Genomic DNA, 22,357 nt, shown 5'->3' with positions numbered 1-22,357 from the left:
GAGGCGGGGCGCGAAAAAATCTGGGAACCTTCTGGGCGCTCATCGGGTTGTGATGATGAAAAGAGACATCATAGGAGCCCCGACATGGCACATACAGACAACACAGAACGCACGAACACAACCACCACCACAACGACAAGCGGCGGTGCCGGCATGGGCGTTGTGGTCGGGGCCCTCATCGTGGTCGTCGGCGTTCTGGCCTATGTGGTCTTCTCCGGGTCGAACCCGTCGGCCAATGACGATGTTAGCATCACGATCGAGGGCGCTGGTGCCGCCGTCGAAGGTGCTGCTGATGCAGTTGAGGGTGCAGTGTCCGGCGAAGCCGGAAACTAAGCGTTTTCCCCCGCGTACCCTCGCTCTAGGGTCGGCCGTTCCTCCCTGCGGCCGACCCAAACCCGTCTTCCCTCCAAGACAGGCAAAGCTTAGCGCATGCGGCGCGCCTATTCAGGCTACCTCCCGCCGAGAATGGCCGCCGCACGCCACGCCCGTTGCGATAACAAGCGTAACTGGCACCATGAAGCCCTCACCAAAGGAGGTATCTTCATGTCTGACTACACAACCCCGAAATCCAATAGCAGCAGCACCGGCCTCGTGGTCGCCGCAGTCCTCATCGGCCTGTTCATCGTGGTCATCGCCATGCTCGGCTCCGGCACGGTCACGGAAGGCGACGCCATCGCGCCACCTGAAAACCTCGACGCGCCAGCCATCACCGCACCTGCGGCTGACGGCTAACACCCCAAATCAAATCTTCTTCCCCCAGCAGGGCGGGTGCCACGCGGTGCCCGCCCTAAGTGCGTTCATGCCAAGGAGTGCCCCATGCTGATTTTAGAATGCCCCTACTGCGGCATCCACGCCGAAGAGACGGAGCTGCACGCCGGTGGTCAGGCCCACATCAAGCGCGAAACCGTTGGTGCCGATGACGCCGCCTTCGAGGCCTATCTCTTCACCCGCGCCAACCCGCGCGGGGTGCATCTGGAACGCTGGCGTCACGTTAACGGCTGTGGCAAATGGTTCCACGCCGCACGCTCCACCACCACGCTGGAGGTCTTCGGCACATACCCCGCGCAAACCCTCACCCCGCCGGATGATATCCGCGCGGCCATAACCGCGAAACATCCCGATTGGAGCTTCGAAGGCTGGCAGGGCGCGACATGACCCCATCATTGCTTCCTAAATACCTCCCCCGGAGGGCCTGTTTCACCAAATTCCAAGGCTTGATCTCATGAGCACCAGACTGTCCACCGGCGGCCGCCTGCTAGATAAAACCAAACAGGTCACCTTTCAGTTCAACGGCAGGCGCCTGCGCGGCCTCCAAGGCGATACGCTCGCTTCGGCACTTTTGGCCAATGACCAGATGCTCATGGGGCGCTCGTTCAAATATCACCGCCCGCGCGGCGTTGTGGCCTCCGGCGCGGAGGAGCCGAACGGCTTGGTCAACCTCGGGCGCGGTGGCACCTTCGAGCCAAACGCCCGTGTCACCACGACGGAGCTCTTCGACGGGCTGACCGCAGAAAGTCAAAACCACTGGCCGTCGCTAGATTTCGACGTCGGGGTGCTCAACAACTACGCGTCGCGGTTCATGCCCGCAGGCTTCTACTACAAAACCTTCATGGCACCGGCGCCGGCGTGGAAACACCTGTTCGAGCCGCTGATCCGTCGCGCGGCGGGGCTGGGCAAAGCCCCCAAAGACCGCGACGCGGACCGCTACGAGCATTTCTACGCCTTCGTTGATGTGCTGGTCATAGGCGGCGGCATCGCGGGGCTGCAAGGCGCACGCGCGGCGGGGCAGGCCGGTGCCAAGGTGATGCTGGTGGAGCAGACGGCACATTGGGGCGGTCGCGCCCCTGTGGATGGCGTGGAGATCGACGGGCAGCCCGCCGACGCATGGGTCAAAAACACGCTGCAACAGCTTGAAAACATGGATAACGTCACGATCCGGTCCCGCACCATGGGCGCGGGGGTGTATGACCACGGCTACGCCTTGGCCTATGAGCGCCTCACCGATCACGCGCCCGCCCAAGACATACCGCGCCACCGGTTGTGGCGCATCCGTGCGGGGCAGATCATCACCGCTACCGGCGCGATAGAGCGCCCGCTGGCCTTCGCAGGCAACGATATTCCGGGCGTCATGCTGGCCTCGGCGGTGCGTGACTATGCCGTCAACTTTGCCGTCAGTCCGGGGGACCGCACCGTGGTCGTCACCAACAATGACGACGCCTACCGCACGGCGATCACCCTGAAGCAGGCAGGTCTGGAAATCCCCGTGATCCTTGACGCCCGCCCGAACGGCGGCGGCGCGTTGGCCGATCAGGCCCGCGCCTTGGGTGTTCGGGTCGAGAACGGTAAGGCCATTGCGTCCGTCAAAGGCGGCAAGCGCGTCACGGCGGTGGACATCTGCGCGCAGGCGGGCGAGGGCAGCGTGCTGGAGACAATCGACTGCGACGCGGTTGCCATGTCGGGCGGCTGGTCGCCGGTGGTGCATCTCTGGTCGCACTGTGGTGGCAAACTGCTTTGGGACGAGGGGGAGGCGCACTTCCGCCCCAACCCCGACGCGGCCCCCAAGGGGGCGCAGGGGCAGGATTTTGTGATCACCGCCGGCATCGCCAGCGGCGCGATGGACAGCGCTGCCGTGTTGGCCGACGCGACACAGGCGGGCAAGACCGCCGCCGTGCGTATGGGGCATATAGCCCCCGACATGGCCGCTCCAAAGGCGGACGCCGAGGAGCCCGCGCCCTTGCTGCCCGTTTGGAAGATGCCGCAAGGTGCCGGCTACAAGCTGCGCTCCAAAATGTGGCTCGACTTTCAAAACGACGTGAAAGTGTCCGACGTGCAACTTGCCGCGCAAGAGGGCTATGAGAGCGTGGAGCACACCAAGCGCTACACCACCATCGGCATGGCGACGGATCAAGGTAAGTTGAGCAACATCAACGGCTTGGCGATCTTGGCTGACAGTTTGAATGAAGCTATTCCCGCCGTTGGCACGACCACCTTCCGCCCGCCCTATACGCCCATCTCCATGGGCTCCATCGGGGGGGACGCATCGGGAGATTTGTTCCAGCCGGTCAATCAAACCCCGCTGCACCAGTGGGGCAGCGACAACGGCGCCTATTGGGAACCCGTGGGCCATTGGCGGCGCGCCTATTGCTACCAACGCGACGGCGAGACGGTGGAGCAAGCGGTTCACCGCGAGGTCTTGGCGACGCGCAACAGCCTTGGGCTGCTCGATGCGTCCACCTTGGGCAAAATCATCGTCAAAGGGCCGGACGCGGGTAAGTTCCTCGACATGATGTACACCAACATGATGTCCAACCTGAAGCAGGGCAAATGCCGCTACGGGCTGATGTGCACCGAAAACGGCTTCCTCACCGATGACGGGGTGGTGGCGCGGATCGACGAAGACACATGGCTGTGCCACACCACCACCGGCGGCGCGGCGCGTATCCACGCGCATATGGAAGAATGGCTGCAAACCGAATGGTGGGATTGGAAGGTCTATACCGTCAACGCGACCGAGCAATACGGCCAAATCGCCGTGGTCGGCCCCAATGCGCGGGCCGTGTTGGAGAAGCTGGGCGGCATGGATGTCTCCAAAGAGGCGCTTGGCTTCATGGAGTGGAAGGAAGGCCAGATCGGCGGCTTTGACGCCCGCGTCTTCCGCATATCGTTCTCGGGGGAGTTGTCGTTCGAGATCGCCGTGCCCGCCAGCCAGACCCGCGCGTTCTGGGACGCGCTGCATGCGGCAGGGGCGGAGTTTGACGCCACTGCCTACGGCACAGAGGCTTTGCACATTCTGCGCGCAGAGAAGGGGTTCATCATGATCGGGGACGAGACCGACGGCACAATCATCCCGCAGGATCTGGGCCTGCATTGGGCGCTCTCCAAGAAAAAGGACGACTACCTTGGCAAGCGCGCGCAGCAGCGCATCCACATGACCGACCCAGACCGCTGGCAGTTGGTGGGCTTGGAAACCACCGATGGCTCCACACTGCCGGACGGCGCTTATGCGGTGGCGGAAGGCGTGAACGCCAACGGTCAGCGCAACACGCAAGGGCGCGTTACCTCCACCTATCATTCGCCCACTTTGGGCAAGGGGATCGCCATGGGGCTGGTCTGGAACGGGCCGGAGCGCATGGGCGAGGTGATCAACTTCCCCATGCTGGATGGCACCAGCAAGACCGCCAAGATCGTCAGCCCCGTGTTCTATGACCCTGAAGGGAAGAAGCAAAATGTCTAATGCAGTCAGCGCCTTGCAAGGCGTCTCTTCAGCGGGATTTGCCACGGTGACGGAAGCCGGATTGCGCGGTATGATCACCCTGCGCGGCGACCACAATGCGGCGTCCTTGCGCCAAGCGGTGACAGACATTGTAGGCGTCGACATGCCCGAGGTGCGCCGGTGCACCCGCGCGGGTGAGCGCGCCGCCGCGTGGATGTCGCCCGACGAGCTGCTGATCATGGTCCCCTATGCTGACGCCCCCGACGTGGTGGCGCGCCTGAGCGCGGCGCTGGAGGGGATGCACGGATTGGCAGTTAACATGTCAGACGCCCGCGCGGTGTTCATGGTTGAAGGCACGGCCGAGGGCAGTGCCCGCGAGGTGTTGGCCAAGCTTGCGCCCGTCGATATGTCGCGCGCGGCGTTCACCCAAGGCATGTTCCGGCGCACCAGACTGGCGCAGGCGGCGGTGGCCTTCGGGGCGGTGGGGGACGATGCGTTCGAACTGATCTGCTTTCGCTCCGAGGCGCAGTATGTGTTCGACCTTCTGAGCATGTCAGCGAAATCCGGCTCACAGGTCGGGGTGTTCTGAGCCAAGGGACACAGCGCGGCGCGCCACGGAACCGGACCCCGACGCCATACGTTCGTTAAACGAGCCTTGACCCCGCGCCCTCGGGCGCTCAGTTATGGCACATCCGATTTTTCACGTCCAATTATAGGGGGCCCAGACAATGGCTTTTACACTTCCCGACCTTCCATACGCCCATGACGCACTGGCTGACGGCGGCATGTCCAAGGAGACGCTGGAGTATCACCACGACCTGCACCACAATGCTTATGTGACCAACGGCAACAAGGCCATTGAGGGCACAGAGTGGGATGGCAAATCCCTTGAAGAGATCATCGTCGGCACCTACGACAAATCCGCCGTGGCCCAAAGCGGCATCTTCAACAACATCTCCCAGCTGTGGAACCACAACCAGTTTTGGGAAATGATGAGCCCGGGTAAATCCGCGATGCCGTCCGAGCTGGAAGCCGCTTTGAAAGACAGCTTCGGCTCGGTCGAGAAATTCAAGGAAGAGTTCTCTGCGGCGGGCGCGGGTCAGTTCGGCTCCGGCTGGTGCTGGCTGGTTAAAGACGCGGACGGCGGCCTCAAGGTCACCAAGACAGAGAACGGCGTGAACCCGCTGTGCTTTGGCCAGACAACCTTGCTGGGCTGTGATGTTTGGGAGCACTCCTACTACATCGACTTCCGCAACAAGCGCCCCGTGTATTTGACCAACTTCCTCGACAATCTGGTCAACTGGGAAAACGTCGCGTCGCGCATGTGAGCAAAATGAGCACAGGCGATGCCTGTGCGCGAGATGATTTGAAAAGCCTCCCAAGCTGCCGCTTGGGGGGCTTTTGCGTGCTGTGCGGGCGGTGGCGAAGACGTGATTGGCGGTGTGTGTGCATCTCTGGCATGTATTTTTGAGTATTTTTAACCAGCTGGAGATGAGGGCATGCGCTACATTTTGAGCCTCGTGTTTTTTGCATGGGCCGCTGCTGCGGCGGCGGATATCGCGCCGCGCGCGGGCTGGGTGGTGATCGAGACCGAGAAGGCGCATGGCCAACTGATTGACGACGTGAAGGTGGCAGTGCGCGCGCATAACATGGGGGTGGTCACGCAGGCTGGCCCCACGGCGGCGGCGCGCGCACGCGGGATCAGTATTCCGGGCAACCGCGTGATTGGCGTGTTCAACAACCAGTTTGCGGTGCGCATCCTTGCGCTATCGACGGCGGCGATGATTGAAGCGCCGATCCGGATATATGTGACCGAGACCGAGACCGGCGCCACGGTGAGCTATAAAACGCCGTCGCTGGTGTTCGCGCCCTATATGGCGGAGGCGGGGCCGGATCTGGGGCGTGCGGCGGCGGAGTTGGACGCGGTTTTCATGTCCATTGCCCAAGCCGCAGCAGATTGATACCAGCAGCTAGCCCTGATCCCTAAGGAGAGCCCTATGCCGACCCCCAAACGTGCCGCTGATCTTTTGGCCGAGCGCCTATATGAGGCGGGGTGCCGCCATGCCTTCGGCATGCCTGGCGGAGAGGTTTTGACCTTGGTGGACGCCTTGCAGGCGGCGGGGATCGAGTTTGTGCTGTGCAAACATGAGAACGCGGCGGGGTTCATGGCCGAAGGTGCGCATCATATGACCGGCGCGCCCGCGATCTTGGTGGCGACGGTCGGCCCGGGGGCGATGAACGGTGTGAATGCGGTGGCCAACGCCCACCAAGAGCGGGTGCCGATGATTGTTCTGACGGGCTGCGTCGATGCCGATGAGGCGCTGACCTACACCCACCAAGTGCTGGACCACGGGTGCGTGTTCGCCGAGATCACCAAAGCCAGCTTCACCCTGACGGCCCAAGGTGCCGACACGGTGGCCGACAAGGCTGTGGGGATCGCCACAGAGGGGCGCGCGGGTCCGGTGCATATCGACGTGCCGATTACGGTGGCCGACAGCATGGCTGCGCCAAAGTTACGGCGGCGGGCAGCGGCCTCCGCCACGGCCCCTGCGGGAGCGGATCTGGCGCTGGCGCAAAGCTGGCTGGATGCGGCGGAGCGGCCGGTGATCATCGCGGGGCTTGATGTGATCTACGACGAGAGCCACGCCGCGCTACTGGCGTTTGCGCAGCGCTACGGCGCGCCGGTGATCACCACCTATAAGGCCAAAGGGGTGATTTCCGAGACCCACCCGCTGGCCTTGGGGGGGGCGGGGCTGTCGCCCTTGGCGGACAGCCATCTGGTGCCATTGGTGCGGGCGGCTGATCTGGTCATTTGCGTGGGCTACGACCCCATCGAGATGCGGCCCGGCTGGCGCGAGCTGTGGTCACCCGACGAGGTGCGGGTCATTGATATCACCGCCGCGCCGAACCACCATTACATGCATCAGGCAGGCCTCAGCTTTATCTGCGACACTGGCGCTGCGTTGCAGGCACTGACAGGGGCGGGCGCTGCGCGTGATACGTGGACCGGCGGCGAGATTGCGGCCTGCAAAGCGGGGCTGGCGGCGGCCTTCCCGCGTGACGAGCCGTGGGGACCCGGCGCGGTGGTTGCGGCGTGCCGCGATATGTTACCGCTTGATACCGTGGCCACGGTGGACAGCGGGGCGCACCGGATTTTGCTGTCGCAGATGTGGACCTGCACCGCGCCGCGCCAGCTTTTGCAATCCTCGGCGCTGTGCACCATGGGCTGTGCGGTGCCGCTGGCGATGGGGGCCAAATATGCGTCGCCGGAGCGCACTGTCGTGAGCTTTTCCGGCGACGCGGGGGCCTTGATGGTGGCGGGGGAATGGTCGACGGCGAAAGAGCACGGGCTGAACACGATTTTTGTCGTGTTTGTGGACCAATCGCTGTCTTTGATCGAGTTGAAGCAGCGCCAGCGACAGATGGCGAATGCGGGCGTTGACTTTATGGAGCATGATTTTGCCGCCATCGGGCGGGCCTTTGGCGGGCTGGGGTTCACTGTCCGGTCCCGCGACGAGCTGCGCGATGCCTTGACGGCGGCGCGTGATGCGGACACCTTCACCGTGATTGCAGCGGTGATTGCGCAAAAGGCCTATGACGGGCGGATATAGCGACGGCGCGGGTGTGGATCGGGATTAGATTTTAATGCCTCCGGCGGAGGTATTTGGGAAGCAGTGATAGGCAGGATTATGGCAGGGGCTTTGGACGGGGTGAAGGTGTTGGATCTGAGCCGAATTTTGGCGGGGCCGACCTGCACGCAGTTGTTGGGCGACTTGGGGGCCGAGGTCTGGAAGATCGAGAACCCGCGCTCTGGCGGGGACGACACGCGCAAATGGGGCCCCCCCTTCAAGGATGACCTAGAGGCGGCGCGGACGGATTTATCGGCGTATTTTATGTGCGCGAACCGCAACAAGCTATCGGTGAGCGTGGATATCGCCACGCCCGAAGGGCAGGCGGTGATCCACCAGATGGCGGCGCAGGCCGATGTGGTAATCGAGAACTTCAAGCCCGACGGGTTGACCAAATACGGGCTGGATCACGCGAGCCTGCTCAAGGCGCACCCGGGGGTGGTGTATTGCTCCATTTCCGGCTACGGGCAAACGGGGCCGAACCGCGCCAAGCCGGGCTATGATCTGATGGCGCAGGGCTTTGGCGGGATCATGTCCTTGACGGGTGAGCCGCGGGGGCGTCCGATGAAGGTGGGGGTCGGCATTGCCGACGTGATGTGCGGCATGTACGCCACTGTCGGCATTTTGGCGGCTTTGCGTCACCGCGACGCCACCGGCGAGGGGCAGCATGTGGACCTGTCGCTGGTGGACAGCCAGATCGCGTGGCTGATCAACGAAGGGGTTGCGCATTTGACCACCGGCCAGCCGCGCAAGCGCCAAGGCAACGAGCATGCGACCATCGTGCCATATCAGACGTTTGAGGCCTCCGACGGCCATGTTCTGGTGGCCGTGGGCAATGACAGCCAGTACCAGCGGTTTTGCGACTTCTTGGGGCGGCCTGACCTTGCCGAGACCCCTGATTTCGCGACCAACCCTGCGCGGATCGTGAACCGGACCAAGCTTCTCAAGATCCTTGAGGGGCTGATGGTGGAGCGCTCCATGTCGGAAATTATCGCGGGGTTAGAGGCGCGCAAGGTGCCAGTCGGGCCGGTGAATACATTGGAGCAGGTGTTCGCCTCGGAGCAGGTGGCGGCGCGCGAGATGAAGATCGAGATGGCGCGCGGCGACGTCGAAGGGGGTGCTGTCACGCTGATCGGCAACCCGCTGAAGCTGTCGAAGACGCCTGTGACCTACCGCCGCCCACCGCCGCATTTCGGTGAGGATACCGACGCGGTGTTGGCGTGGCTGCAATCGCAGGCAGGCGCGACGCCGGACTAGCGCTTGGGCCGGCGCAAACCGGCGTTAACGTTACAATAATGGTGTCAGAACGCGGGTAAGAAGAGCGAAAATCCGCCTGCTTGCCGCCAGAATGGCGGAAAATTGATCACCTATGCCCCACGCCACCTCACGTGTGCGTTATGAAGTTGCCGCGACAGTTTACCGGTGCCTAGTAATCGCTAAGACTCGGAAAACTGGGAAGGTTTCCCGGAGCATCATTAAAAGCGAGTTTATAGCATGTACCAAGACGTATTCGGGCAAGACACCACCATTACCTCCCGCGATGCGCTTGATGCGTGGAATGACACGCTGCTGGCCTTCATGGCGCATAGCGCGGCCACGCCCACGCATTTGGGCAAGGCCCTGACGCTGGATCCTGATTTCGCTTTGGGGCACGCGGTGAAGGGCATGTTCTACATGCTGCTGGGGCGGCGCGAGTTGAATGAGGTGGCCCGCGAGGCGCTTGGGCTGGCGGAGGCTGCGGCCCTGCTGACGGGTATCACCGCGCGCGAGCAGTCTTTTGTAAAGGCGTTGAAGGCGTTCTACGCAGGTGCGCAATCCGAAGCGATCCAGCATCTGGAAGATGTGCTGGCCGTGCACCCCGCAGACACGCTGGCCATGAAATTAAGCCACGCGATCCGTTTTGTTTTGGGCGACGGCAAGGGCATGCGCCAGTCGGTTGAGGCCGTGATGGGTGCATATGGGCCGGACCACGCGGGGCGCGGCTACCTGATGGGCTGCCACGCGTTCACCTTGGAAGAAACCGGCGAATACGCCCGCGCGGAAAGCGTGGGGCGGGCGGGGCTTGCGATTAGCGCAGATGACGCGTGGGGCCTGCACGCGGTGGCGCATGTCTACGACATGACGGGCAACGCGCAGGGCGGTCTGGCGTGGCTTGACGGGCGCGAGGCGGCTTGGGCACATTGCAACAACTTTCGCTATCACGTGTGGTGGCACAAGGCGCTGATGCATCTTGATCTGGGGCAGAATGATCTGGTTCTGGCGCTTTATGACACGGAGATTCGCGCGGATAAGACCGACGACTACCGCGATATCTCTAACGCAACATCGCTGTTGTCGCGGTTGGAGCTGAACGGCGTCGATGTGGGCGACCGCTGGGAAGAGCTGGCGGATCTGTCCGCCAACCGCACGGAAGACGGCTGCCTGATCTTTGCCGATTTGCACTATTTGCTGGCGTTGATCGGCGGGTCGCGCAAGCAGGCGATTGCCAAGCTGATGGGCCGTATGCACCGCGATGCCAAATCGGGACGCTTGGAGATGGACCGTTTGATTGCCAATCCGGGTCTGAGTGCCGCAGCGGGGCTGGAGGCTTTTGGTGAGGCCGATTTCCAGACCGCGTTTTTGAATTTATCACGGGCGCGCCACACCATGCAGAACGCCGGCGGCTCCCACGCGCAGCGCGATGTGTTCGAGCGTTTGACCATCGACGCGGGCATTCGCGCGGGCTTTCTGACCGAGGCCGAGACCATCCTGCGGGACCGTGTTCGCAAGCGGGCAGGGGTGGAGGACGGCTACGCCGCCGCGCGTTTTTCGCTCATTTCCGAGGGGCGCGACGCAAGCTCTTGCACGGCCAGTGTACCTGCTGAATAAGCGCGCAAAAGAACTGGCGCAAAGAATATGACTATGGCTCCCTCCCCCTCCTTGTCGCAGGCCGCGACAAGCTTCGCAGCTAGCCCTGCGGCCTCCGGCACGTCCGGTGCAACGACCCGCGATCCGCGTCTCGACTTTTATCGCGGCATTGCGATGATCATCATCTTATTCGCCCACACTCCGGGCAATTTCTTCTCCAGCTGGATCCCCGCGCGGTGGGGCTTTTCCGACGCGACGGAGATCTTCGTTTTTTGTTCCGGCATGGCGTCGGCCATCGCGTTCGGGCGCACCTTTGACCGCGCGGGGTGGTTCCTTGGCACGGCGCGCGTGGGCTACCGCGTGTGGCAGGTGTATTGGGCGCATATCTGCATGTTTTTCACCATCGCCATGATGGTCGCGTGGTGGGACAGCTTTGGCATCTTCGAGACGGATTACATCAATTCCTTGAACCTTCCGCCGATTTTCGAGGGGCGCACCGGCTCTGACAGCGGCATTGTGACGACCACGGCTGACAATCTGATCGGGCTGTTCACCCTGACCTATGTGCCGAATTATTTTGACATTTTGCCGATGTATATGGCGATCTTGGTGATGATGCCGCTGATGATGGCGCTGAGCCGCGTCAACCTGTGGCTGGTCGCCGCGACTATCACTGTGCTGTGGTTCTTCGCCCAAGAGGGGCTTTTGATCTGGCTGGGGCTGGGTGACTTATGGTTGAGCCTTCCGGCGGAGCCGTGGTCCGACCGTCAGTGGTTTTTCAACCCGTTCGGCTGGCAGCTGATCTTCTTCACCGGTTTCGCGTTCATGCGGGGCTGGATACCTGCGCCGCCCGTCAAGCTGGCGCTGATCGTCCTCGCAGCGGTTATCGTGGTGGGAATCATCCCGCTGTCAAACATCGGTGTGCGCGCGGTGAGTCGTGAATGGTTCGGCGCGTTTGACGGCAATCCGGTGATCGACTGGCGCGTCGCCAACAAGCCGTTCATCGACAAATCGGGCTTTGGCATTCTGCGTTATGTCCACTTCCTCGCCGTGGCCTATCTGGCGTGGGTTGCGGCGGGTGTAGGCGGCCACCGCTTGATTGCGTCAGGCAGCAGTGCTGCGTCGAATGCATGGGGGCAGGTCGTGAAAATCATCATGAAGATCGGCCAGCAAAGTCTGGCGGTTTTCGTCTTCTCTATGCTGTTCGCACGGGTTGCGGGCTTTGCGATGGATCAGCTTGGCCGCGACACCGCCTTCGTGGTTTTGGTGAACCTCGTAGGCGTGGGCGCTTTGGTTGTGGTGGCGTATTTCGTGGGCTGGATCAAAGGCACACCTTGGAAACTCAAAACGGGGGCAGCAGCATGACTGTGTCACGTCGCTCATTTCTGACGATGATGGGGGCCGCCGCCTTGGCAAGCCCCGCCAACGCGATGCCCGTGTTCAAGGGGGAGGCGCAGCCGTTCTCCGTCGATTGGCTGAAGGCGGAGGCCAAGCGCCTTTCGGGCGAAGAGTTCCAGCCGATGCCGGAAGTCCCCGAGGCGTGGAAAAACCTCAGCTACGACCAATACAAAGCCTTGGTGTTCGACACCCAAAAGGCGCTCTGGGCGGACAGTGACCGCGCGTTCCAGATGGATTTCTTCCATCCCGGCCTCTACTTCCCGCGCCCGATCGAGATCAACATCGTGGAGGGCGACAGCGCCCGCACGCTGGGCTTTGATCTGTCGCTTTTCAAACGCCACGAGCAGTTCCCGCTGGAGCTGGTGGAGGGGGCGGGCGATCCCGCGCTTGGTTATTCCGGCCTGCGTCTGCGCCACGAGTTGCGCAAGCCGGGGCGGTTCGAGGAATTCATGGTGTTCCAAGGTGCGAGCTACTTCCGCGCCATCGGCACCGGCCAAAGCTACGGGCTGTCTGCGCGCGGTCTGGCGCTGAACACGGGCGACGAGCAGGGCGAGGAATTTCCCGAGTTTACGCGTTTCTGGGTCGAGGCCCCCACCGCTGACGCCACCACGGTCACCGTGCACGCGCTGCTTGACAGCCCGTCGACGACAGGGGCCTACAGCTTCCGCATCACACCAGGCAAACCGGCGAAGGTCGCGGTGGAGGCGACGCTTTACCCGCGCACCGATCTGGAGCACGTGGGCATCGCGCCGCTAACGTCGATGTTCCTGTTCGACCAAACCAACCGCGCCCGTTTCGATGACTTCCGCGAGGCGGTTCACGACAGCGAGGGCCTGTTGATCTGGAACGGCGCGGGGGAGATGCTTTGGCGGCCCTTGGCCAACCCGTCCAGCTTGCAGGTGTCGAGCTTTGTGGACGAGAGCCCGCGCGGCTTTGGCCTGATGCAGCGCGCCCGCGAGCCGGAGGATTTCGCCGATCTGGAAGCGCTCTACCACAACCGCCCGTCGCTGTGGATTACCCCGTCGCAGGATTGGGGCAACGGTGCGGTGACTTTGGTTGAGATCCCGTCTGACAAGGAAATCTACGACAATATCGTCGCCTACTGGCGCCCCCGCGCGCCCTTGGCCGCTGGTACGGAGCACAGCTTTAACTACGCGATGAGCTGGGGTGGGGAACCTGAGGACAAGCGCCCCGTGTCGCGCGTGCTCAACAGCCGGATCGGCAAGGGCTACGATAAGGATACGCCTTATGTGATCGTCGCGGTCGACTTTGACGACCACGAATTATTCGCGGAAGACCTTGAGGCGATCACGAAATTTGTCAGCACAAACCGTGGAACGGTGTCGGAAGGGATTTTGCAAAAAAATCCGGGAACCGGAGGCGTGCGACTGGCGTTTAAGTTTGAACCGGGGGAGGCCGAATTGGCGGAACTCAGGGTGCAATTGGTTAAGGACGGCAAATCATTGAGCGAAGTCTGGCTCTACAGGTGGACCGCGTGAGCATAATGCACACCAATATGTCTGCTGATGCGAATGCATCTATGATGCCACCGGAGATGCCTTTGGCGTTTCCGGTGCAAAACCTATCCGCCGAATACCGCGATGGCAGGGCGCCGGAGCTGGTCTCCACCCGCGCGACCTCCCTTTGGCGTTTGGCGACGTTTCTCCCCGCATTGATCACCACGGGCGGTCTGATCGCGGCCTTCACCAACTGGTTCGCCATCGGCGGCTTGTCGGTGTTCGAGGGGCTGCTGATCGCGCTGATCGCCTGCACATTTTTCTGGATATCGCTGTCCGTCTCCACAGTGACGGTCGGGCTGTTTCACATGATGCGCCCGCGCGCGGCAGGGGCCAAATTAGCGGCCCCCGCGCAGAACGTGGCGCTGTTGGTGCCTGCCTATAACGAAGTCCCGTGGGATGTTTTTGGCAATGCCTGCGCGATGTTGGAGGAACTCGACACCGCAGAGCATCCGCACAGCTACACGCTGTTTATCCTGTCCGACACCCGCAACGAGGAAATCGCGGAGCAGGAGCTGCGCGCGTTTGCGACCCTGCGCGCCAGCCTGCCGGATCACGTGGCGCTGCACTACCGCCGCCGCGTCGACAACGTGGACCGCAAGGTCGGAAATCTTGCCGACTGGGTGGAGCGTTGGGGCGGTGGCTACGACGCGATGTTGGTGCTGGACGCCGACAGCCTGATGTCGGGGCAGGCGATTATCAGCCTCACCGACGAGTTGGCGAATGACCCGTCCGCAGGGCTGATCCAAAGCTTCCCGCAACTCTTCGGGGCGGAGACATTGTTTGGCCGCGTCCAACAGTTCTCCAACACCATCTACGGTGCCGCGCTGGCCGAAGGTCTGGCCCGTTGGGCCGACCATGAGGGCAACTATTGGGGCCATAACGCCATCATCCGCACCGCCGCTTTTGCCTCCTGCGCGGGCCTGCCGCGTCTGGACACCTTCCGCTCCAAGGGGGCGTTGATCCTGAGCCACGATTTCGTCGAGGCCGGATTGCTGCGCCGCGCGGGCTGGGGCGTGCGCTTCGTGCCGCAAGTCAAAGGCAGCTACGAAGAGGTTCCCGCGACGCTGATCGACTACGTCCTGCGCGACCGCCGCTGGTGTCAGGGCAACCTGCAACACCTCAACATTCTGGGCTCCAAGGGGTTTCACCCTGTGACCCGTTTCCACCTGTTCCACGGCGCTATGGGCTATCTGCTGTCGCCCGCGTGGTTCGCCTTGCTGACCGTCTGGGCGCTGATCGGTAAGGGCGAAGAAGCCAATGTGATCCGCTACTTCACGGGCGAGAACCCGCAAGTCGCGTGGCCCGAAATGAGCAGCGTGAGCAACCTTGCCATTCTGGTGTTCATGTACGGCATGTTGCTGGCGCCGAAGTTCCTTGGGGCGGTGGCTTTGCTCGGCTCGGGTCCGGTTCTGCGCGATCTGGGCGGCGCGGGGCAGTTCGCCTTGTCGTTCATCACGGAGATCATCGTGTCGGTGCTCTACGCGCCCATTTTGATGGTGCAACAGACCATCGCCGTGGCCCGCACGTGGATCGGCTACACCGAAAACTGGACGCCGCAGGCCCGTCAGGGCGGTCTCTATCCTTGGACGACAGTGCTGAAGTTCCACGCGGTTGAAACCGTGGTTGGCACGTTGCTGTTCGCGGGGATATTCGCGGGCATCATCACGTTGTGGCTGCTGCCTATTGCGGTGTCCTTGGTGTTGGCGGTGCCGCTGTCGATGCTGAGCGGGGCGAAGCTGACGCGCTTCAAGTGGACGTCGCGCCAGCTGGGCACCGCAGAGGTGTTCAACGCCCCCAAGATCATCCAAAGCGCCAAGCGGGAGCGGTCGCGGATGCGCGCAGTTTTGGAAAACTCGGACGGTATTCCGGCGGAATAACGCCCCTTCAGGCGCGGGCGGTCACTTTACGACAGGCAACCCGCGCTTGATCCACCCCGGACCTGCACGCGATCCCAACATGCCTTCCGGCACGTCAATTATATTGGTGAACCCGGCCTCAGCCAACTGGTTGGAGACCCGTGCGGAGCGCACGCCGCGCGCGCAGATCAGCGCCACGGGGACATCCGGCGTGGCCACCGTCAGCGCGCGCAAAGCCTCGATAAAATCCGGCCTGCGCATATCCAACCGCTGCGCCCCCACGCCCGATCCGGTGCGCGCCCATTCGTCGGGGCGGCGGATATCGATCAAAGTGATTGCGCCAGCCACAGCCTGCGCATGGGCGGCGTCCGGCGTCAGCTCTGCGGCGGCGGAGCGTTCGGTGATCGCGTCATAAAACAAGTGCCGCCCGCCCGCCGCATAGAGCACGCCCCCCGCCACAAGGACCGCCCCGCCGGAAAGCAGCGCCCGCCGCGACAGGGTCGCCACTAGCTTTGGCCGCTGGCGTATTTCGCCACGATCCCAGCCGCGGCTTCTGGCGACACGACAGGGGGCACCAGCGTCAGCAACTGGCCGTCTGCGTCCAGCAGATAGAGAAAGCTGCCGTGGGCGTAGACGGGGCCATACTCCGGGTCGAAAAAGACTTCTTCTGTCTCGATCTGGTAGGCGTCATAGGCGACTTGCAACTGGTCCGGCGTTCCGGTCAGCCCGATGAAGTCGCTGTGGTGTTGCTTCAGGGCGGGGCCCATCGCGGCGACGGTGTCGCGCGCCGGATCGACGGTGATCATCACGGGCGTTACCGCGATGCCCTGCGCCGCCACCGCGTCCGCGATCTGCGCCATCAGGGGCAGGGCGGCGGAGCATATCTCGCGGCAGTTGGCGTAGCCGAAGAACAGCAATTGGGCGTTGCCTGCGGGGTCGACCTGCGTGCGCTGCGCGCCGGACTGGTCGGTCAACTCGAACGCGCCGCCCAGATTGAACGGCAGGGACGGTTGGTCCGCCAGCGCGGGCGACGCGCAAAGCAGTGCGGCCAAGAGGCTGTAGCGCATCACTCGAACAGCTCCTTGATCAGCGCCGCGTCTTTCTCCAGCCCCAGACCGAAATAGCCTGTCTCTGCGATATGCGCGTTCACGCGCGGGTCGCGGCGAAACCACGGGCCTTTGCCTTTGGCGTCCGGATGTTTGGCGGCCCAATCGGTGTTCCATGTGTTGGCTTTGGTCCAGTCCGTGCTGCCTGTCTCGCGGATTTTTTGGACGAGGAAGATGTTCTTGGCGCCTTGGATGTCTTCGTCTTCGATCAGAAGCCCGTCCACCTCCACGGATTTGCCGCAGAACGGCAGAAGGTCGATTGCCGCGCCCTGAAAGCCGCTTTGGGCGTTTTTGTTGGGGAACACCAATTCGCCGTCCTTGGCCCTGAGCAGGCCGATCTGTCGGCTTCCATCGCCGCAGTTATCGACGCAGTCGCCCGTGATCTCGCAGGTGATATCGACCACCTTGGCTTCGAAAAATGCGGGGGCCTCGGCGTAGAGGTTCCAGCTTTTCGCGGTGGAGCCTTCGGAGAAGTCAGCAGTAAACGCGGGGCTGGCGGCGACGAGTGCTAAGGCGGCGAGGCGGGAGAGGGTGCGGGCGCTCATGGTTTTGGCTCCGGAATGGCGAAGCCCGGCACGACACCGTAGTCTTCGTGGTTCAGGTTGGTGATGCCGTGGTCGGTGATGACCTCTTCCACGACCAGATAGTTCAACCCGTCGCGCTTGTAGAGCATGCCGTCGGCGGTGATCTCATGCGAGGCGAGGTTCAGGTTGGTGTCGCCAGAGGCGTTCTGGTCGTCGCCGTTGATCTTGAGGACCATATAGACCTCCCCGTCTTCGGCCAGCAGGCCCACAGGGATGCCCCCCGCAGAGCACCACAGCGCGCAGGTATGGTGGGCGGAGCCCACAACTGCGTCCGGCCCGCCCATGACGCCGGAGAAGTAACACCATGTGTCGATCACCTCGCCGGTGATCTGGATGCGCTCCCCCTCGGTGGCGCTGGCGGATGTCGCCAGACCGGCGGCAAGTAGGGGTGGGGCCAAGAGGCGAGAGAGTTTCATAGGCTGTGTCCTCCACTGATTCTTTGGCCCAGCGTAGCAAGACGGTTGGAAAAGACGGCATCACATCTTGGTCAGACGCTGCGCACGGTGGTGGAGGACGGGATTTTAGGTATTTATGAAGCAGTGATGGACTTAGCGGAGCGCGCCTTCGAGATGCTCGGTCAGGGCGGGCACCGTGTCGGTGATGGTCACGAAATCCAGTAGGCTTTGATCGGCGAAGCCTTGGGCCACGACGTGGCTGTTTAACGCGGCCAAGGGGTCCCAGTAGCCGTTGGTGTTGAGCAGAAAGATCGGCTTCTCGTGCAGGCCAAGCTGGCGCCATGTGAGCACCTCGAAGAACTCATCCAGCGAGCCCGCGCCACCGGGAAGGACCACAATGGCGTCGGAGTTCATATACATGACCTTTTTGCGCTCATGCATGGTTTCGGTCACGATGAAGGTGTTGAGGTCGCGCTTGCCGACCTCGCGCTGGAACAGATGCGTGGGGATCACGCCGAAGGTCTCCCCGCCTGCGGCCTGCGTCGCCTGCGCAACGGCCCCCATCAGCCCCACATCGCCCGCGCCGTAAACCAGCCGCCATGCCTTATCCGCCAAGACCTGCCCCAAATCGAGGGCGGCTTGCTTGAAGGCGGGGTCGTTGCCGAAACGGGACCCGCAATAGACGCAGACGGATTTGGCTTGGGACATGGGGGGCTCCTGACGCATAAGTGGCTTTGCCTTGTTCTATGGGGGCTGCTACGCTGCGACAACGCCTATCTCAGGAGGGCGTGGGGGAGAAGGAATTCGTGCATATGGCCAGTTGGTCGAAATTAAGCTTGAGCGGCACCGCGGCGGGCGCGGGGGCTGCGGTTGTGGTGATACTCCTGCTGGCGGGGGCCTATGTGGTGGTGCAGCCGCGCGGTGTGACACCGGATGCTGTGTCCGTGGGTGAGCCCGTCGTTGAGCCTGTCGCCGCCCCTGAGTTGCCAGTCGCGACGGTCGAGGAGGCCGTAGCGGATGCGGAGGTGCCAGGCTTCGACGTGGTGCAAGTGGCCCCCGACGGCAGCGGCGTGATTGCGGGAACGGCGGCGCCGGACCAGCCCGTGGTGTTCATACTTGACGGCGAAGAAATCGCGCGCAGCAGGGCGGACGCTTCCGGCAAGTTCGGGGCCGTGCTGGATTTTCCCGCCTCCGATGCGCCGCGTGCATTGTCGCTGATGAGTGCGCGCGCGGATGGGACCAGCGTGGCGTCGACGGGGACGGTGCTGATATCGCCCGTGCAGCCGCCAGCGCCTGAGGTGAGTGCCGCCCCGATGGTGGATGCGGCTGTGCCGGAGTCTGCTGCGCCAAAGAATGAGCCCGAGGATGCACAGGCGTCTGAGAGCGTTGATGCGCCTGCCGTGGTTCTGGCGGATGACAGCGGCATCTCCGTGCTGCAACCCGCGCCGCGACCTGCCACGCCGCGAAGCACCGCCGATGCGCCCGTGGTGGCGAATGTGGTGATCGACACGATTACTTACGATGACGCGGGTGCCGTGGCGCTCGCCGGACGCGGCGCGGAGGGGGGCTTTGTGCGGGTCTATCTGAACGACAAGCCGATCAAGACCACACGCATCGCCGAGAGCGGCGCTTGGGAGGCCCCGTTGCCGGATGTGGACGCAGGGGTGTACCGCCTACGCGTGGATGAGGTGGATGCGGGTGGTGCCGTGACCAGCCGCGTTGAGACACCGTTCCAGCGCGAAGCGGTGAGCGTTGCCACAGCCGTGCCGCAGGCGGCGAGGGCGGTGACGGTGCAGCCCGGATTTACCTTATGGGCGATTGCGCGCGACAGGTTCGGCGCGGGCGAGCAATATGTGCGGGTCTATGAGGCGAACCGTGATTTGATCCGTGATCCGGATTTGATCTACCCCGGTCAGGTTTTCGCGTTGCCAGAAGGCTAACGGGGGCGTGGGGGCACAAAGCGCGCCCCCACTGTTGCGTTACTTCAGCAGGGCCAAAAGCTGCTTTGCCGCGTCCTCAGACGAGGCAGGGTTTTGGCCTGTGACCAGCTTGCCGTCCGTCAGCACGAAGGATGCCCAGTCGTCGGCTTTCTGGTAATCGCCGCCATTGGCTTTCAACATGTCTTCTACAAGGAACGGCACCACGTCGGTGAGGCCCACAGCGTCTTCTTCCGTGTTGGTGAAGCCGGTGACGGCCTTACCGGACACGATCGGCTTGCCGTCGCGGCCCTTGGGGTGTTTGAAGATCGCGGGCGCGTGGCAGACTGCGCCAATCGGGCGGTCGCTTTGCGCGAAGGTTTCAAGCAGTTTGATGCTGTCCGTGTCCTCTGCCAGATCCCAAAGCGGGCCGTGGCCGCCGGGGTAGAAGATCGCGTCGTAGTCGTCGGCGTTGATTGTGGACAGAACGTGGGTGTTTGCCAGAACCTTCTGTGCCGCGTCGTCGGATTTGAAGCGCTTGGTGGCTTCGGTTTGCGCGCCGTCGGCGTCGCTGCTTGGGTCAAGCGGTGGCTGCCCGCCTTTGGGGGAGGCCAGCGTGATGTCAGCGCCCGCTTCTTGCAAGACGTAGTAGGGGGCGGCGAATTCTTCGAGCCAGAAACCGGTTTTCTTGCCGGTGTCGCCAAGTTTGTCGTGGGAGGTGAGGACCATGAGTATTTTCATCGGGCGTTCCTTTGTGTGTTTGCCAAGTCTGCGCGAGGGGCGCGTCAGCGCTGCCTGCCGTCGGGTGTACGCCCCACGTAGTGCCCAAATCCGAGATAGAAAGTGGTGGGAGGGCAAATTGATTGGCCGCGCGCATAAAAGCGGGGTTCCATAACTTTAACGTGAATATACCCCGCCAAGTTCAGTCGGATTGTGCGAATGGGGAGAGACCCTTGTGCACTGCAATCACAGATTAATCCGGTCTCGGCACTGGTCCTTGGAGCAGCTGGCCCCTAAGTTGCAGCCCTAGCCCGAGCAGAAAGCCCCAGCCACTATGGTCACCGAAGTATCCGACGCCCGTATGAAGCAGAACCTTAGTGAGGACGGCTTTCACGTCGTGCGCAAAGTTGTGCCTTACCTGTGGCCTGATGATCAGGCGTGGGTGAAGCGGCGGGTGGTGCTGGCGCTGGCGTTTTTGATCGTCTCCAAGCTGATCGCGGTGGGCACGCCCGTTTTGTACAAAGGCGCGGTCGATGCGCTGTCTGGCGACGCGAGCGACGCCGCATGGATGCTGGCCTTGGGGGCCGTCGGGCTTACGGTCGCCTACGGCGTGGCGCGCGTTATGAACATAGGCTTTCAGCAGTTGCGCGATGTGGTGTTCGCCTTGGTGGGGCAACGCGCGCTGCGGATGCTTGCGCTGGAGACGTTTACCCATATTCACCGATTGTCGATGCGCTATCACATCACCCGCAAAACCGGTGGGCTAAGCCGCATTGTGGAGCGCGGCGTGAAGGGCGTGGAGTTCTTGCTGCGCTTTTTGCTGTTCTCCATCGGGCCGCTGATCCTAGAGCTGTTGATGATCGCGGTGATTTTGGCATTTGTGTTTAATATCTGGTACTTGGTCGTGGTGTTCGGCACCATTGCACTCTACACATGGTTTACCTTCGCGGTGACCGAATGGCGTGTGAAGATCCGCAAACAGATGAACGACCAGGACACGGACGCCAACCAGAAGGCGATTGACAGCCTGTTGAACTTCGAGACGGTCAAGTATTTCGGCGCGGAGAAACGCGAGGCGGCGCGCTACGACGGCGCGATGGAAGGCTATGTGGCGGCGGCGTTGAAGACGTCTTATTCGCTGGCGTTTCTGAACTTCGGGCAGGCGGTGCTCATCACCGGCGGCTTGGTGACCGTGATGGTGTTGGCGGCCCTTGGTGTGCAGGACGGCAGCCTGACGGTGGGCGATTTCGTCATGGTGAACGCCTATATGATCCAGATCACCATGCCGCTGAACTTTCTGGGCACGGTATACCGCGAAATCCGCCAAGCTTTGGTCGATATGGGCGAGATGTTCGATCTGTTGGAGCAGCCCGCGGAGGTAAACGACAAACCGGATGCGCGGCCCTTGAAGGTGACTGACGGCGCGGTACGCTTGAGCGGCGTGGAGTTCGGCTATGATGCGGAGCGGCCAATCCTGAAGGGCGTCTCGCTCGAGGTGAAGGCGGGGCAGACGGTGGCCATTGTGGGGCCGTCCGGCTCTGGCAAGTCAACCATCGGGCGGCTGTTGTTTCGGTTCTACGATGTGAGCAGCGGCAGCCTGTCTATTGATGGTCAGGATGTGCGCGATGTGACGCAAGAAAGCCTGCATGATGCCATTGGCGTGGTGCCGCAAGACACGGTGCTGTTCAACGACACGATCCTCTATAACATCGCCTACGGCAAAGCCGATGCCACACGCGCCGAAATCGAGGGCGCAGCCCGCGCCGCCAAAATTCATGATTTCATCATGGATTTGCCCGACGGCTATGAGACCGCCGTGGGGGAGCGTGGCTTGAAACTGTCAGGCGGTGAAAAGCAGCGCGTGGGGATCGCGCGGACGTTGCTGAAAAACCCGCCGATCCTGCTGTTAGATGAAGCCACATCGGCGCTGGACACGGAAACCGAGGCGGATATCCAAAAGTCGCTGCAAGAGATGTCACAGGGACGCACGACATTGACGATTGCGCACCGTCTGTCGACGATTGCGGATGCGGATATGATTGTTGTGCTGGAGAACGGGATTGTGTCAGAGCAGGGGACGCATGAAGAACTGCTGTCGCGTGACGGGCGCTATGCATCCTTGTGGCAGCGACAACAGGCCGAAGATGCAGACGCGGCGTGACAGAGTTTCTTG

At 62.5% G+C, this 22,357-nt stretch carries 21 protein-coding genes; 15 read left to right on the top strand and 6 right to left on the bottom strand.

Annotation, left to right across the window (positions count from 1 at the left end; translation table 11 throughout):
• Window positions 1-84 precede the first annotated feature (84 nt).
• The 13 genes from BLW66_RS09520 to mdoH all read left to right on the top strand — a co-directional run bounded on the left by BLW66_RS09520 (window position 85) and on the right by mdoH (window position 15,484).
• The gene (locus BLW66_RS09520) at window positions 85-333 is read left to right on the top strand and encodes a hypothetical protein (protein WP_089946912.1); all 249 of its coding nucleotides are present in this window, start codon (window positions 85-87) and stop codon (window positions 331-333) included.
• A 210-nt stretch (window positions 334-543) separates the two neighbouring features.
• The gene (locus tag BLW66_RS09515; protein ID WP_089946911.1) at window positions 544-732 is read left to right on the top strand and encodes a hypothetical protein; all 189 of its coding nucleotides are present in this window, start codon (window positions 544-546) and stop codon (window positions 730-732) included.
• Between the two features lie 84 nt (window positions 733-816).
• On the top strand, window positions 817-1,155 hold the full coding sequence (locus BLW66_RS09510; protein ID WP_089946910.1) for a sarcosine oxidase subunit delta: 339 nt from the start codon (window positions 817-819) through the stop codon (window positions 1,153-1,155).
• 67 nt (window positions 1,156-1,222) lie between these two features.
• The gene (locus BLW66_RS09505; RefSeq protein ID WP_089946909.1) at window positions 1,223-4,234 is read left to right on the top strand and encodes a sarcosine oxidase subunit alpha family protein; all 3,012 of its coding nucleotides are present in this window, start codon (window positions 1,223-1,225) and stop codon (window positions 4,232-4,234) included.
• The gene (locus BLW66_RS09500) at window positions 4,227-4,802 is read left to right on the top strand and encodes a sarcosine oxidase subunit gamma (RefSeq protein ID WP_089946908.1); all 576 of its coding nucleotides are present in this window, start codon (window positions 4,227-4,229) and stop codon (window positions 4,800-4,802) included. Before BLW66_RS09505 ends, BLW66_RS09500 begins: the two co-directional genes overlap by 8 nt.
• Window positions 4,803-4,941: 139 nt before the next feature.
• A complete protein-coding gene (locus BLW66_RS09495) occupies window positions 4,942-5,541 on the top strand; it encodes a superoxide dismutase (protein WP_089946907.1) in 600 nt (199 codons plus the stop codon).
• A gap of 171 nt (window positions 5,542-5,712) precedes the next feature.
• Window positions 5,713-6,174, top strand: coding sequence for a DUF302 domain-containing protein (locus BLW66_RS09490; protein WP_089946906.1), 462 nt, complete (start codon window positions 5,713-5,715; stop codon window positions 6,172-6,174).
• A gap of 36 nt (window positions 6,175-6,210) precedes the next feature.
• The gene (locus tag BLW66_RS09485) at window positions 6,211-7,824 is read left to right on the top strand and encodes a thiamine pyrophosphate-binding protein (RefSeq protein ID WP_089946905.1); all 1,614 of its coding nucleotides are present in this window, start codon (window positions 6,211-6,213) and stop codon (window positions 7,822-7,824) included.
• A 78-nt stretch (window positions 7,825-7,902) separates the two neighbouring features.
• Window positions 7,903-9,099, top strand: coding sequence for a CaiB/BaiF CoA transferase family protein (locus tag BLW66_RS09480; protein ID WP_089946904.1), 1,197 nt, complete (start codon window positions 7,903-7,905; stop codon window positions 9,097-9,099).
• Between the two features lie 237 nt (window positions 9,100-9,336).
• Window positions 9,337-10,710, top strand: coding sequence for a tetratricopeptide repeat protein (locus BLW66_RS09475; protein ID WP_089946903.1), 1,374 nt, complete (start codon window positions 9,337-9,339; stop codon window positions 10,708-10,710).
• A 27-nt stretch (window positions 10,711-10,737) separates the two neighbouring features.
• Window positions 10,738-12,054 carry an OpgC family protein gene (locus BLW66_RS09470; RefSeq protein WP_244508607.1) on the top strand — a complete coding sequence of 439 codons (1,317 nt, stop codon included), beginning with the start codon at window positions 10,738-10,740 and terminating at the stop codon, window positions 12,052-12,054.
• Window positions 12,051-13,586 carry an OpgD/OpgG family glucan biosynthesis protein gene (locus BLW66_RS09465; RefSeq protein WP_089946901.1) on the top strand — a complete coding sequence of 512 codons (1,536 nt, stop codon included), beginning with the start codon at window positions 12,051-12,053 and terminating at the stop codon, window positions 13,584-13,586. Before BLW66_RS09470 ends, BLW66_RS09465 begins: the two co-directional genes overlap by 4 nt.
• 17 nt (window positions 13,587-13,603) lie before the next feature.
• Window positions 13,604-15,484, top strand: a complete 1,881-nt coding sequence (gene mdoH, locus BLW66_RS09460; protein WP_089947087.1) for a glucans biosynthesis glucosyltransferase MdoH — start codon at window positions 13,604-13,606, stop codon at window positions 15,482-15,484.
• A 21-nt stretch (window positions 15,485-15,505) separates the two neighbouring features.
• Here the strand turns inward: mdoH and BLW66_RS09455 are convergent, their stop codons facing one another.
• The 5 genes from BLW66_RS09455 to BLW66_RS09435 form a co-directional block, all read right to left on the bottom strand.
• The gene (locus tag BLW66_RS09455; protein ID WP_089946900.1) at window positions 15,506-15,970 is read right to left on the bottom strand and encodes a rhodanese-like domain-containing protein; all 465 of its coding nucleotides are present in this window, start codon (window positions 15,968-15,970) and stop codon (window positions 15,506-15,508) included.
• Complete coding sequence (locus BLW66_RS09450) at window positions 15,970-16,530, bottom strand: SCO family protein (protein ID WP_089946899.1); 561 nt, start codon at window positions 16,528-16,530, stop codon at window positions 15,970-15,972. Before BLW66_RS09450 ends, BLW66_RS09455 begins: the two co-directional genes overlap by 1 nt.
• A complete protein-coding gene (locus BLW66_RS09445; protein ID WP_089946898.1) occupies window positions 16,530-17,114 on the bottom strand; it encodes a hypothetical protein in 585 nt (194 codons plus the stop codon). Before BLW66_RS09445 ends, BLW66_RS09450 begins: the two co-directional genes overlap by 1 nt.
• Window positions 17,111-17,569 carry a hypothetical protein gene (locus BLW66_RS09440; protein ID WP_089946897.1) on the bottom strand — a complete coding sequence of 153 codons (459 nt, stop codon included), beginning with the start codon at window positions 17,567-17,569 and terminating at the stop codon, window positions 17,111-17,113. The genes BLW66_RS09445 and BLW66_RS09440 overlap by 4 nt, the downstream gene beginning before the upstream one ends.
• Window positions 17,570-17,701: 132 nt before the next feature.
• Window positions 17,702-18,256 carry an LOG family protein gene (locus BLW66_RS09435; protein ID WP_089946896.1) on the bottom strand — a complete coding sequence of 185 codons (555 nt, stop codon included), beginning with the start codon at window positions 18,254-18,256 and terminating at the stop codon, window positions 17,702-17,704.
• 38 nt (window positions 18,257-18,294) lie between these two features.
• Between BLW66_RS09435 and BLW66_RS09430 the strand changes: the two genes are divergently transcribed.
• A complete protein-coding gene (locus tag BLW66_RS09430; protein WP_170833446.1) occupies window positions 18,295-19,488 on the top strand; it encodes a LysM peptidoglycan-binding domain-containing protein in 1,194 nt (397 codons plus the stop codon).
• A gap of 39 nt (window positions 19,489-19,527) precedes the next feature.
• Here the strand turns inward: BLW66_RS09430 and BLW66_RS09425 are convergent, their stop codons facing one another.
• Entirely contained in the window at window positions 19,528-20,205 is a 678-nt protein-coding gene (locus tag BLW66_RS09425) for a type 1 glutamine amidotransferase domain-containing protein (protein WP_089946894.1), read from the bottom strand.
• Between the two features lie 340 nt (window positions 20,206-20,545).
• Here BLW66_RS09425 and BLW66_RS09420 point away from each other — a divergent pair, with 340 nt between their 5' ends.
• Window positions 20,546-22,345: an ABCB family ABC transporter ATP-binding protein/permease gene (locus tag BLW66_RS09420; RefSeq protein WP_211664267.1), complete on the top strand. Its 1,800-nt coding sequence runs from the start codon at window positions 20,546-20,548 to the stop codon at window positions 22,343-22,345.
• The last annotated feature ends 12 nt before the right edge of the window (window positions 22,346-22,357 follow it).

It is taken from the genome of Litoreibacter albidus, from assembly GCF_900107015.1.
Lineage (GTDB): Bacteria > Pseudomonadota > Alphaproteobacteria > Rhodobacterales > Rhodobacteraceae > Litoreibacter > Litoreibacter albidus.
Note: the sequence above shows the minus strand (reverse complement) of the source record. Positions and strands in the feature narration are given on the sequence as shown.

What these genes read in the sequence shown, in the direction of transcription:
- BLW66_RS09470 (WP_244508607.1), top strand. Translation starts at nt 10,738, where the DNA reads ATGACTATGGCTCCCTCCCCCTCCTTGTCGCAGGCCGCGACAAGCTTC.
- BLW66_RS09440 (WP_089946897.1), bottom strand. Translation starts at nt 17,569, where the DNA reads ATGAAACTCTCTCGCCTCTTGGCCCCACCCCTACTTGCCGCCGGTCTG.
- BLW66_RS09515 (WP_089946911.1), top strand. Translation starts at nt 544, where the DNA reads ATGTCTGACTACACAACCCCGAAATCCAATAGCAGCAGCACCGGCCTC.
- BLW66_RS09490 (WP_089946906.1), top strand. Translation starts at nt 5,713, where the DNA reads ATGCGCTACATTTTGAGCCTCGTGTTTTTTGCATGGGCCGCTGCTGCG.
- mdoH (WP_089947087.1), top strand. Translation starts at nt 13,604, where the DNA reads ATGTCTGCTGATGCGAATGCATCTATGATGCCACCGGAGATGCCTTTG.
- BLW66_RS09485 (WP_089946905.1), top strand. Translation starts at nt 6,211, where the DNA reads ATGCCGACCCCCAAACGTGCCGCTGATCTTTTGGCCGAGCGCCTATAT.
- BLW66_RS09425 (WP_089946894.1), bottom strand. Translation starts at nt 20,205, where the DNA reads ATGAAAATACTCATGGTCCTCACCTCCCACGACAAACTTGGCGACACC.
- BLW66_RS09505 (WP_089946909.1), top strand. Translation starts at nt 1,223, where the DNA reads ATGAGCACCAGACTGTCCACCGGCGGCCGCCTGCTAGATAAAACCAAA.
- BLW66_RS09465 (WP_089946901.1), top strand. Translation starts at nt 12,051, where the DNA reads ATGACTGTGTCACGTCGCTCATTTCTGACGATGATGGGGGCCGCCGCC.
- BLW66_RS09520 (WP_089946912.1), top strand. Translation starts at nt 85, where the DNA reads ATGGCACATACAGACAACACAGAACGCACGAACACAACCACCACCACA.
- BLW66_RS09510 (WP_089946910.1), top strand. Translation starts at nt 817, where the DNA reads ATGCTGATTTTAGAATGCCCCTACTGCGGCATCCACGCCGAAGAGACG.
- BLW66_RS09500 (WP_089946908.1), top strand. Translation starts at nt 4,227, where the DNA reads ATGTCTAATGCAGTCAGCGCCTTGCAAGGCGTCTCTTCAGCGGGATTT.
- BLW66_RS09450 (WP_089946899.1), bottom strand. Translation starts at nt 16,530, where the DNA reads ATGCGCTACAGCCTCTTGGCCGCACTGCTTTGCGCGTCGCCCGCGCTG.
- BLW66_RS09435 (WP_089946896.1), bottom strand. Translation starts at nt 18,256, where the DNA reads ATGTCCCAAGCCAAATCCGTCTGCGTCTATTGCGGGTCCCGTTTCGGC.
- BLW66_RS09475 (WP_089946903.1), top strand. Translation starts at nt 9,337, where the DNA reads ATGTACCAAGACGTATTCGGGCAAGACACCACCATTACCTCCCGCGAT.
- BLW66_RS09420 (WP_211664267.1), top strand. Translation starts at nt 20,546, where the DNA reads ATGAAGCAGAACCTTAGTGAGGACGGCTTTCACGTCGTGCGCAAAGTT.
- BLW66_RS09430 (WP_170833446.1), top strand. Translation starts at nt 18,295, where the DNA reads ATGGGGGCTGCTACGCTGCGACAACGCCTATCTCAGGAGGGCGTGGGG.
- BLW66_RS09445 (WP_089946898.1), bottom strand. Translation starts at nt 17,114, where the DNA reads ATGAGCGCCCGCACCCTCTCCCGCCTCGCCGCCTTAGCACTCGTCGCC.
- BLW66_RS09480 (WP_089946904.1), top strand. Translation starts at nt 7,903, where the DNA reads ATGGCAGGGGCTTTGGACGGGGTGAAGGTGTTGGATCTGAGCCGAATT.
- BLW66_RS09495 (WP_089946907.1), top strand. Translation starts at nt 4,942, where the DNA reads ATGGCTTTTACACTTCCCGACCTTCCATACGCCCATGACGCACTGGCT.